Below are 10,442 nucleotides of genomic sequence, written 5' to 3' on the forward strand. Positions count from 1 at the left end.
CTCCCATTCGGCATCCGACAGTTCATGTCGACGTATCACCCGACCATGATCCACCACTCAAGATCATTTGAAGACACCGCCTAGGCCGGGGCTGTGGTGGATGGATGGTCGGAGAGTGCGCTGCGCAGTTGTCTGCGGGAGGTGATGCCGAGTTTGGCGAACACCTTCCGCAGGTGCCATTCGACGGTGTGAGGGCTGATGAACAGTTGCGCACCGATCTCGGGGTTCGTCATTCCGTCCCGGGCAAGGCGGGCGATCTGTGCTTCCTGGGCGGTGAGGGCTGTTGGGGTGGCGATGGTGCGTTTGGCGACTGTTTCGCCGGTGGCCCGCAGCTCGCGGCTGGTGCGGTTGGTGAACGCGCCGGCACCGAACCGGGTGAACATCTCGTAGGCGGTCCGCAGCTGGTCGCGGGCGTCGCTGCGGCGGTTCTCCCGGCGCAGCCATTCCCCGTACAGCAGGTGGGCCCGGGCGAGTTCCACGCGGATGCGGGTACGGTCCAGCCGCTCGATCGCCTCCCGGTAGAGCTGCTCCGCGGCGTCGCCCCTGCTCAGCAGCGCACGCGAGCGTGCCTGGATACCCAGCGCCCAGTCCGTGCCGGCGGCGTCGGTCATCTCCGCCAGCCGGGCCAGGGCGGCAACGGCCGCATCGCGATTGCCGCTACGTACACCCGCCTCCACCAACTCGGCGAGATACCAGCCGAAGCAGCCCATGTCTTCGTATTCACACGCCCGTTGGGCATGGTCGAGAGCGACGTCATACCGGGCCAGGCCGTTGTGCAGCACAGCGCTGAAGTAGTTGATCTGCCCCAGGGCCCGTCCCTCACCCTTGGCAGTCGCGGTCCGGATTCCGGCGTCGATCGCCTTCATCGCCTGGCGCTCCTCGTCACGCCATGCCACGACCATGAGTGAGATGCAACCTTGCGGGGCGTTGCCTGTCGCCTTGGTGATCGCGTCCGCTTCGTCGATCAGGGCCGAGGCGGTGGCGAACTCGCCGGCCAGCAGATGTACAGCCGCACGATGGGCAAGTGCCCTGGGAAGGACGGCGAGCGCCCCGCCGTTGCGGGCCAGTCGGACCGCACGGCTCGCCAGCTCGTGCCATGCCCCGTCGTCCCACAGCTCCGGAGCGACGAGTTCGGGTGCCACCGGGCATGCCAGCCAGAGCCGGCGCGTGACGTCGCTCTGCTGGTCCCAAGCGTCCGCCTGGTATGCCCGGAGGGCCTTCCGGAGCGGCTTCACACTCGCTGCGTAGCCCGCCGTGAAGCGGGTCGACACCCCGTCCAGCAGGAGATCCATCTCCTGCGGCGGGGTATGTCCGCGGGGCGCTGCGCGGGCAGCCTCAGCGGCATCCCAGATCGTCTGTCCGTCGTCGAGCCGGCCGGCGAAGATGGCCGCGGCGAGCGCCTCGAGATACGTCTCACGGGCCAGCGCCGCGTCATGCGGCTCCAGGTGTTTGGCTGCCTCGAGGAAGAGGGGCGTGGCTTCACCGCTTCGGCCGCGGGTGAAGACGATATGCGCGTGCAGCCGCGCCAGCCGGGCGCGATCGAGCTCGTCGAGCGGACCCAACTCCGCAACCATCGCAAGCTGATACGCCGCCTCGGGCGCCGCCGCCTCGAACTTCGCCTCCGCGGCCGCAAGCGATCGTCTGCAACGAAGAGAAGGGTCGGGTGTCAGCTCCATCGCACGCTGGAGAAGAGCCGCCGCCGCCGCGACGCCGCCACGAATCTTGGCCCGGTCTGCCGAGCGCACCAGCTCAACGGCCACCGCCTCATCGGGGACCACCGTCGCGTGGGCGCGATGCCACACTCGACGATCAGGATCCGAGTCGGGGTCGGTGGCCTCGGCCAGCGCGCGGTGGACTTCGTTCCGGTCGGACAGCGTTGCGGCGCGGTAGGACGCGGAGCGCACCAGCGGATGGCGAAACCGCACCCGCGTGCCCAACTCGATCAATCCCGCTGCCAGCGCCGGGGACGCCGCGTCCACACCGATCCCGAGTTTCTCCGCGGCACGTCTCAACAAGTCGACGTCCCCGATCGGCTCGGCAGCGGCGATCAGCAACAGTCGCTGCGTCGCCGGCGGAAGTGACCGGACCCGGCTGACGAAACTCTGCTCGATCTGGCTCGCCAGCGGCTGCGCGTCCGGCCGGGCGAACCCGCCGGCCAGGTCGGCCACCGTCGACCCGCGCGGCAACTCCAAAAGGGCGAGAGGGTTCCCCCGTGCTTCGGCGAGAATCCTGCTCCGGATGCGCTCGTCGATCCACCCGGAGGTCACCGAGTCCAGCAGCGACCGAGCGTAACGCTCCTTCAAGCCGCGCACACTCAGTTCGGGAAGCCCGTCGAACGCACGCTCCTCGTCCTCCGACTCCCGCACCGCGAAAACGAAGCCGACCGACTCCGCCATGAGGCGTCGCGCCACAAAGCCAAGAACCTGTGCCGACGCGCGATCGAGCCATTGCGCATCGTCGACCAGGCAGATCAACGGCCGCTCCTCGGCCACGAAGGCCAACTGGCTGAGTACAGCCAGGCCAAGCAGAAACCTGTTCGGCGGTCCGCCGCTGGACAGACCGAATGCGACACCGAGCGCATCGCGTTGTGGCCCGGGAAGGTGATCGATGTCCTGGGACAAGGGTCCACAGAGCTGGTGCAACCCGGCGAACGGAAGCTCCATCTCAGCCTCGGTGCCGCCGGCTCGAGCTACCCGGCAGTCGGCCACGCGCTCCGAGAGATAGTCGAGCAGGGCGGTCTTGCCGATACCTGTCTCGCCGCGCAACACGAGAGCGGCGCTCTGACCGGCTCGTACACTCGCCGCAAGCTGATCAAGCGCGCCGCACTCCCTGCTCCGGCCAAGCACCCGTACACCACCATCCCGCGACGCAGGCGCCGTCTGCGTCGAGCGTACGCCTTTCAACGAGTGCACGCCTCTCAATCCCCCGCCAAGCGGGAGTTCCAAGGGGCGCGGGGTCAGCAGGTGGCCGGGTGAGCCGGAGCTGAGGACGAACGGGCGGGGCGGCACCTTCGCCGCCCCGCCCTGTTGAGTGCGCCGGTCAGCGGACCGTCCGTGCCGCCTTCTCTATGATGTCGGCGACGTCGTTGGGGCGGGACACGCTCACGGCGTGCGAGGCCCGGACTTCCACCGTGTGCGCCTTGGCGCGCTCGGCCATGAACGTCTGCGCCTGCGGCGGAATGTTGAGGTCCTTGGTGGCCACCAGGACCCAGGACGGAATGGTCTTCCAGGCCGGCTCGGAGGCACCCTCCTCCAGCGCGGCACTGGTCACCGGTCGCTGGGCAACCGCCATGAGGTCAGTGGTGTTCTCGGGGACATCCGCGGCGAACTGGTGGTGGAACTTGCCCTGCTCGATGTAGAGGTCCGTCCCCTTGGAACCATCAGGCATGGTGATCGGGACCGGGCGCAGGGCTTCGCCCAGCGTGCTGCCGGGGTACTTGCCCGACAGCTCGACCGCGCTTTCCCCCTTGTCGGGGAGGAAGGCGGCGATGTAGACCAGCGCCTTCACATTGTCGGCGCCGTTGGCGGCGTTACTGATGACCGATCCGCCGTAGGAGTGCCCGGCGAGCACAACCGGGCCGTCGATGCTGGCCAGGAGATCCTTGAGGTAGGCGGCGTCGCTGCTCAGCCCGCGCAGCGGATTGGCCGCGGCCACCACCGGATAGCCGTCCCGCTTCAGCTTCTTGACGACGCCGTTCCAGCTGGTGGAGTCGGCGAACGCGCCGTGGACGAGTACGACGGTCGGCTTGCGGTGCGGCGCGGAAGTGCCCTTGCCGGCGCTGGCCGGACCGACCGACGCGGCGAACAGGGCGGCGGCGACGGTGGCGGTGGCCATGAGGGAGAGAGGAGTGCGGGCACGTCGGTAAAGCGAACGATGGTTCATGATGGGCCCTTTCGAGGCAGAGGTTTCGGCCGTGTCCGGACAGAGGGACATGGCCGCGCTTGCGGCGGGATGCTGTCGCACGTCATGCAGAGACAGGTCGTAGGCGGCAGACGGCAGCGGCGCGGCAAGCGGGGAATATGGCTGGGGCTTGCTGAGAACGTGCTGCGGCCGAGGATCGGCTCGGCTCGGTGAATCGGTCCGGCTTCCGGTGCGCGGGTTGGCAGGGTGCCGGAGCGGCCGTACGGATCGGCTCGCGCACAGCGCTCATCGTGTCTGTGGCGGCCTATGAACAGGTAAGGACCGCAGGGTTCACGCGCATGAGCGCCGGGAGTGTGAACAGCTTCTGTGCTGCTCGTCCTTCAGATACTGCGGTTGGGTCCCGGAGAACTGTCAGTTGCTGTGCAGGGCGGTGCGCAGAGTGCGAATGGCCCGCTCCACCGCGGCAGTTGTGGCCTGTGTGGGACGGAGGGGGTTGAGCATCATGAAGTCGTGCAGGGTGCCGTTGATGCGGATGCTCGTGGTGGGAACACCGGCCTGGGTCAGCTTGCGGGCGTACGCCTCACCCTCGTCCCGCAGTACGTCGTTGTCGTCGACGATGACGAGCGCGGGCGGCAGCCCGTGCAGCTCCTCCAGGCTCGCCCGGAGCGGGGAGGCGGTGGTCTCCGCCCGCTGGGCGGGATCGGTGGTGTAGCAGTCCCAGAACCAGGCCATGGCCTTCGCCGTGAGGTAGGGCCCGTCTGCGAACTCCCGGTAGCTGTCGGTGTCCTGGGCCGCGTCCGTGACGGGGTAGTACAGCGACTGGTGCACGAAGGTCACGTCGCCGCGCTGCTTCGCCATGATGGTCAGTGCCGCGGTCATGTTGCCGCCGACGGAGTCGCCGGCAACAGCCAGCCGGGAGGCGTCCAGACCTTCCTCGGCGCCCTTCGCCGTGATCCACTGAGCAGTCGCGTATGCCTGCTCGATGGCGACCGGGTACTTGGCCTCCGGCGAACGGTCGTACTCGACGAACACGATGGCGGCGTTCGTCCCGACAGCCAGCTCGCGCACCAGACGGTCATGGGTACCGGCGTTGCCGATGACCCAGCCGCCGCCGTGCACGTAGAGGACGACCGGCAAAGTGCCCTGGCTGTCAACGGGCTTGACGATGCGTACCCGCACATCGCCCACCTCGGCGGAGACCGTGATCCACTTCTCCTCCACGTCCGGCTTCTCCACCGGCGCCGCCTGCAGGTCGTCCAGGACCTTCCGGGCACCCTCCGGGCCGAGCTCGTACAGGAACGGCGGATTGGCCGTCGCGTCCGCGATCTCCTGTGCTGCAGGCTCAAGAACGGGCTTCGTCATCACTGCACTCCTTGCTCTTGGGTCGGCAGGCTCTTTCCTGCTTTCACCCTTATGACAGGGCACCTGCTGAAGATGTGACACTTGCCGGGAAAAATCCGGCGACACCGATATCCAGATCATGGAGCGCACCGCGAAAGGGCGGTATTGGAGACGGTATGCGGAATCGCCCTTTCCGCGGGGCAGGCGGTTCAATGCCGGGGTGGTGAACTGGGCACGGATGCATGACTGTTTCTCCGAGACTGATCGCGTACCCCAGCTCCTGGCCCATGCCGTCTCGCTGGGGAGATCATGGAGCGTGCGGCAGCCCACCATGGCTGCGACGATCTCCCGGCGGACCGTGCCGACGCGATCGCGGAATTCCGTGAACTGCTGGACGATCACCTGCGGTCGCGGCCGACCGACTACCTCACGGCGTTCCGGTCGCTGCTCGCGGTGGAGGAGCAGTACCACTGCGCAGCCGTTCCGGGAGACTTCACAGACGACTTCTACGACCTGGCCTGTCCGCATTGTGCCGTGGAGGTGACGATCGCCATCGGCGGTTGCGGGCGCTATTCGGCAATCCGGCACTGGAGCCGGGGGGACATGGACCGACGTGACCTGCGACCGGTGCCCGCCGAGGATCTCTCCGGTATCGGCCGATGGATGTACGAGACGGCTGTCCGCGACGAGGAGGACGTGCTCGCCGACGGAATCGCCCATCTCTTCGGCAAGGCGGAATGCCCGCGCTGCGCCGGCGTCTTCAGCATCGCGGATGAGTACACGTCCGCCAACGGGCCGGTCCTGCGACAAGCCCTGCACGCCGCGGACCGACCCAACAACAGACTTGCGCGTTCGGTAGTTCGCCGCGGCCGAGGAGAGCGGGCCGCATTCCAGCGCACCCACCCGTCGGGCAGCCGGGCCTGCACAGCGTTTGAGCCGGCCTGGTCGGTCCTCGCCAGGCGGCCGGTCCTGCCCGCCCCTGAAGGGTGCAGGGTCTGTGCGCCTGCAAGGCGAGGACCGCCACCCGCACCGTATCCGGCACGTGTGCAGGGGCGTCAGCGGCCGTGTTGGCTGGTGATCTCGTTGTACTCCCGCTCGGTCGGCTTGGGGATCTGCGTGCCTTCGCCGTAGAAGCTTCGGCTGAGCCTGGCCCGCAGGCGCGGAACAAGGCGGAATCCGGCATCCGGCCTTTCCGGGTTACCCACAGGGCCGGGACCGATCGGCTTGTACTGCTCGTGCTGTGTGAGAACGTGAAGTTTTTCTTGACTGAGCGGCTCGTGCACCTCGACGAACTCGCCGTGCGGCAAACGCTTGACGATTCCGGTCTCGCGGCCGTGCAGCACTTTGTCGCGGTCTTGGCGCTGGAGGCCGAGTGCCCACCGATTCGCTACCAGATAGGCCAGGAGAGGCACGATGAAGAGACCGATGCGAACTGCCCACGTCACTGCTTCAACCGAGACATGGAAGCGGATGGCGATAATATCGTTCGCGGCACCGATCAAGGCCACCAGATAGAAACTGATCCATGCGACACCCAGCCCCATACGCACCGGGCGGTTGCGCGGCCTGTCGAGGACGTGCTGATCACGATCATCATCGGTCACCCAGGCCTCGATGAACGGATATGCGCCCATAGCAAGGAAGAGGCCCACACCCACCGACAGCGGGATCAGGTTGTCCAGTGCCAGGGTGTGGCCCCAGAAGGTGACCTCCCAGCCGGGCATGACTCGTAGCAGACCGTCCGCCACGCCCATGTACCAGTCGGGCTGCGATCCGGCCGAAACCTGGTCGGCGCGGTAAGGGCCGTACAGCCAGATCGGGTTGATCTGCGCGACCGCAGCGATGACGAAGATGACACCGGCGACCAGAAAGAAAAGTCCTACGGACTTTACGACGCGTACCTTGAGCGGAATTCCCACAATATTCTTGTTGCTGCGTCCCGGCCCTGGATACTGCGTGTGCTTGTGGTAGACGAGCAGGATCAGATGGGCGGCAAGCAGTCCCACCATGATGGCTGGGATGAGCAGAACGTGGATGGTGTTGAAGCGCGCCACCAGATCGTCCCCCGGGAACTCGCCTCCAAAAAGGAACATCGAGAGGTACGTTCCGACGATCGGGATGGAAAGGATTGTTCCGTTCACGACTGCGAGTCCGGTCCCGGAGAGAAGGTCATCCGGAAGGTCGTATCCCGTCAGTCCTCCGAACATTCCCAGGATCAGCAGCAGGAATCCGAACAGCCAGTTGAGTTCGCGAGGCTTGCGGAAGGCGCCCGTAAAGAATACGCGCATCATGTGCACGAGCATGGCGCCGACAAAGACCAGCGCCGCCCAGTGGTGGGCCTGCCGGATCAGTAGACCGCCGCGGACATCGAAGGAGATGTGCATGGTCGAATTGAATGCCTCCGACACCATCTGGCCCCGCAGCGGCGCGTAGCTGCCGTTGTACTCCACTTCCTTCATCGACGGATGGAAGTACAGTGTCAGATACACACCCGTGACGAGGATGATGATGAAGCTGTAGAGGCATATCTCGCCCAGCATGAACGACCAGTGGTCCGGGAAAGCCTTTCGGGCTTTTGCCCTGACCTGGCTGTAGATACCCAGGCGCCCATCGGCCCAGTCGGCAACCTTTTCCCCTTTGTGCCCTTGCCGCACTTCGTTTTTCTGACTCCCGTCACCCATGCCCCTACCACCATCCGTAAATCGTTCCAAAGGGTTGCCCCTGAATTTGCAGAACCCACATCTCTTGGCCTCGCCGTGGGCTCCTTCGGCAACGGCGGGGACTTCGGAGCGGCAGGGTCGACGCCTATCGGTGGCGGATTTGAGACAGGCGTAGCACCGGGCCTGTTTTCATGAATTTCCACGAGCCGTCGCAGACTGCTCGTTCGGCGCCGTTCACGACGCAACTCGGGTGATGTGACTACGGCTCAGTCAGTGCGGAACGCGGTGTGTGCCCACCGCGTGATCCCCCTCTGCACCGCGCCCGGCTTCGTCGCCGGCGCAGGCTCCTGAGCTGCAGGCTCAAGAACAGGCTTGGTCATCGCTGCACTCCTTGGGTCAGCAGGCTCCTGGACTGCCTCCACCCATATGACCGGGCATGGGGCGCGGATGTGACACCCACGGCCTCCGCTGTGTCAGGAGCAGGGGCGACGAGGTCGCCCCAGGGTGCCCGGCGCAGTTCAGAACGGTATTTCTTCGGAGCGGATCTCCTTTATGAAGGAGGAATCTTCACCTTCGACCTTCCGGGCCATCTCCAATACCCGGTGCAAGCTCTGGGAGGGTATGACAACCGCGCCGGAGGAGTCTGCGAATATATAGTCTCCGGGCGTTATGCAGACACCAGCGAACTCGATGGAAACATTGGCTGCGTAGGGCATGACGGTATCGCCGCCCCAACGGGTCGATTCCCCTCTGCACCAGGCCGCAAAGCCATGTTCGCGTAGCTGGTGGAAATCTCTCAGGCGCCCATCGGCGAGAACCCCGGCGAGGCCATGGTTGGCAACCCTCGACAGTTTCGTTCCCCCTCCGTGTGATACGTCCGGGTAACCTCCACTGGACAGTACGAGAACGCGTCCGGACGGGAATTTCCCCACTGCTTGGTAGAAGAAGTGAGCGAAACTTTCCGATGACTGCTTCACGTCGTCACGGCAGGGCATATACGCAATGGTCGCCGCGGGACCGAACAGAGGGCGGCTGGGATCGGGACTGACCATGGGCAGGATGTGTGCGCGGTGATCGTGGATCCGCCCCATTGCGTCCACGAGTGCGGCGCAGCCCAGTTCGGAGAGTCTGGCTGCGAGGTTCGTGTCGCCGGTGGTGTCCCCAAGGGCGTTCTCGGTCATGTTTCTCCTCGAGTTTGCGGGCGCAGGCCCGGTGCGGGTTGCCTTGTCCGGGGCCGGGCAGGGTGCCGGCGCTGGAACCGTCACGCCGCCGTGGTGACGGTCTCCTTGACCTGGCGGGCCTCACGTCGCCTCATCGCACGGCGTTCGCTCTCGGTCGTGCCGCCCCAGACGCCTTCCACGTGCCCCGCCTGCACGGCCCAGTTGAGGCACTGCGCCATGACAGGACAACGGCCACAGACAGCCTTGGCTTCGTCGATCTGCTCATGCGTCAGGCCGCTGTTTCCTATGGGGAAGAACAGATCAGGGTCCACGCGTAGGCAAGCTGCCCGTTCGCGCCAATACGTGGCGTAGTCTCCTCGTTCAATAGCCATGGGAAAGCACACCTCCAAAGTCGTTATTCGGCAGGAGGCCCCGGAATTCGATCATGGTCTTCTCATCTCTGTGAAAAGCTGCCGGGGTTGTCACGTGAGACCGGACAACCGGCGCATGTGTGACACGTAGCCGAGTTCCGCGTGGCGGTGAAGGGGATGATCCGCAGGGGATCGTGTGGTCGAGGCACAGTTCGCGGGCAGATCGCGCTAATGCGACGCCGCGGCGATGACGCTCAGCGGCCGTGCCCCGGCGGCTGCTCCTGACCGGGCGCCAGTCTGCATGCCGGACGCTGCCGGCGACGGCGCGGGTGGATCCGGTCGGCCGCCGGGTCGGACACCCCGGGCGGCCGCGGCAACCGGCTCACCGTGGGCCCTGCCTCTTGTCTGCCCGGGCGGAGCTCATGTCACAAGATCTGTGTGTGTCCGGTCAATGGGATTGAGCCGAGAAAACGGAAGAAGTGTGTCGTGCGCGAGGACTCAGCCATCGGCAACAGCAGCCCCCGTGCCGGCCACAGGGGCATGCATAGGGGCACCCTGCCGGGACGCCGATATCGCTGGAGCCCTCCTGGACGTCGACGGGGTTGATGCGTGCGGCAGCGTGGTGTCGTGCGAGAGGGAGGATGCGGTATGGAGCACGCGGACGCGGTGCCGATCGCGGAGTTGCTGGAGGAGCGTCGGTATCTGGTGGATGTCGCCTACTGGATGCTGGGCAGTCCGGATGAGGCGGAGAGCGTGGTCGATGAGGCCTACCGCCGGTGGTACGGGCTGTCCGAGGAGGCGCGCGAGGAGATCGCGGTGCCCCGGTCCTGGCTTGCGAAGACCGCGGGCACGATCTGCCTGAGCCGACTCGCCGGATCCGACCGGGGTGCGGCCGGCCAGAGAGACGATTACCGCACGCAGACGGAAGACGCCGAGGGGCCGCAGGCGAGGCTGGAGGCGGAGGTGAGTCGGGTGTTGCTGAATGCGCTGGACTCCCTGGCACCGGCCGAGCGGGCGGCGTTCGTACTCAACGACGTCTTCGGGCTGAC

At 66.2% G+C, this 10,442-nt stretch carries 7 protein-coding genes and 1 pseudogene; 2 read left to right on the top strand and 6 right to left on the bottom strand.

All coding sequences use genetic code 11. From position 1 onward, the window contains the following. Positions 1–80 precede the first annotated feature (80 nt). The 3 genes from GAS53_RS53645 to GAS53_RS53655 form a co-directional block, all read right to left on the bottom strand. Positions 81–2,912, bottom strand: a complete 2,832-nt coding sequence (locus GAS53_RS53645; protein WP_318724735.1) for a helix-turn-helix transcriptional regulator — start codon at positions 2,910–2,912, stop codon at positions 81–83. A 127-nt stretch (positions 2,913–3,039) separates the two neighbouring features. After that, complete coding sequence (locus GAS53_RS53650; RefSeq protein ID WP_151485112.1) at positions 3,040–3,882, bottom strand: alpha/beta fold hydrolase; 843 nt, start codon at positions 3,880–3,882, stop codon at positions 3,040–3,042. A gap of 390 nt (positions 3,883–4,272) precedes the next feature. Then, the gene (locus GAS53_RS53655; protein WP_151485113.1) at positions 4,273–5,223 is read right to left on the bottom strand and encodes an alpha/beta hydrolase; all 951 of its coding nucleotides are present in this window, start codon (positions 5,221–5,223) and stop codon (positions 4,273–4,275) included. A 288-nt stretch (positions 5,224–5,511) separates the two neighbouring features. On the opposite strand from GAS53_RS53655, the gene GAS53_RS53660 reads away from it, so the two are divergent. Continuing rightward, positions 5,512–6,333 (top strand): hypothetical protein, encoded by an 822-nt coding sequence (locus GAS53_RS53660; protein ID WP_151485114.1) that lies wholly within the window; start codon positions 5,512–5,514, stop codon positions 6,331–6,333. On the opposite strand, the gene qcrB is transcribed toward GAS53_RS53660, so the two are convergent. The 3 genes from qcrB to GAS53_RS53675 form a co-directional block, all read right to left on the bottom strand. Next, a complete protein-coding gene (gene qcrB, locus GAS53_RS53665; RefSeq protein WP_151485115.1) occupies positions 6,258–7,883 on the bottom strand; it encodes a cytochrome bc1 complex cytochrome b subunit in 1,626 nt (541 codons plus the stop codon). The genes GAS53_RS53660 and qcrB overlap by 76 nt on opposite strands. A gap of 497 nt (positions 7,884–8,380) precedes the next feature. Next, the gene (locus GAS53_RS53670) at positions 8,381–9,043 is read right to left on the bottom strand and encodes an RraA family protein (RefSeq protein WP_151485116.1); all 663 of its coding nucleotides are present in this window, start codon (positions 9,041–9,043) and stop codon (positions 8,381–8,383) included. A gap of 80 nt (positions 9,044–9,123) precedes the next feature. Then, positions 9,124–9,414: a WhiB family transcriptional regulator gene (locus GAS53_RS53675; RefSeq protein ID WP_151485117.1), complete on the bottom strand. Its 291-nt coding sequence runs from the start codon at positions 9,412–9,414 to the stop codon at positions 9,124–9,126. A gap of 627 nt (positions 9,415–10,041) precedes the next feature. Between GAS53_RS53675 and GAS53_RS53680 the strand changes: the two are divergent. Continuing rightward, positions 10,042–10,442, top strand: a pseudogene (locus GAS53_RS53680) (RNA polymerase subunit sigma); the annotation flags it as partial.

This window comes from Streptomyces albicerus (assembly GCF_008905045.1).
Taxonomy (GTDB): domain Bacteria; phylum Actinomycetota; class Actinomycetes; order Streptomycetales; family Streptomycetaceae; genus Streptomyces; species Streptomyces albicerus.

What these genes read in the sequence shown, in the direction of transcription:
- GAS53_RS53670 (WP_151485116.1), bottom strand. Translation starts at nt 9,043, where the DNA reads ATGACCGAGAACGCCCTTGGGGACACCACCGGCGACACGAACCTCGCA.
- GAS53_RS53650 (WP_151485112.1), bottom strand. Translation starts at nt 3,882, where the DNA reads ATGAACCATCGTTCGCTTTACCGACGTGCCCGCACTCCTCTCTCCCTC.
- GAS53_RS53675 (WP_151485117.1), bottom strand. Translation starts at nt 9,414, where the DNA reads ATGGCTATTGAACGAGGAGACTACGCCACGTATTGGCGCGAACGGGCA.
- GAS53_RS53660 (WP_151485114.1), top strand. Translation starts at nt 5,512, where the DNA reads ATGGAGCGTGCGGCAGCCCACCATGGCTGCGACGATCTCCCGGCGGAC.
- qcrB (WP_151485115.1), bottom strand. Translation starts at nt 7,883, where the DNA reads ATGGGTGACGGGAGTCAGAAAAACGAAGTGCGGCAAGGGCACAAAGGG.
- GAS53_RS53655 (WP_151485113.1), bottom strand. Translation starts at nt 5,223, where the DNA reads ATGACGAAGCCCGTTCTTGAGCCTGCAGCACAGGAGATCGCGGACGCG.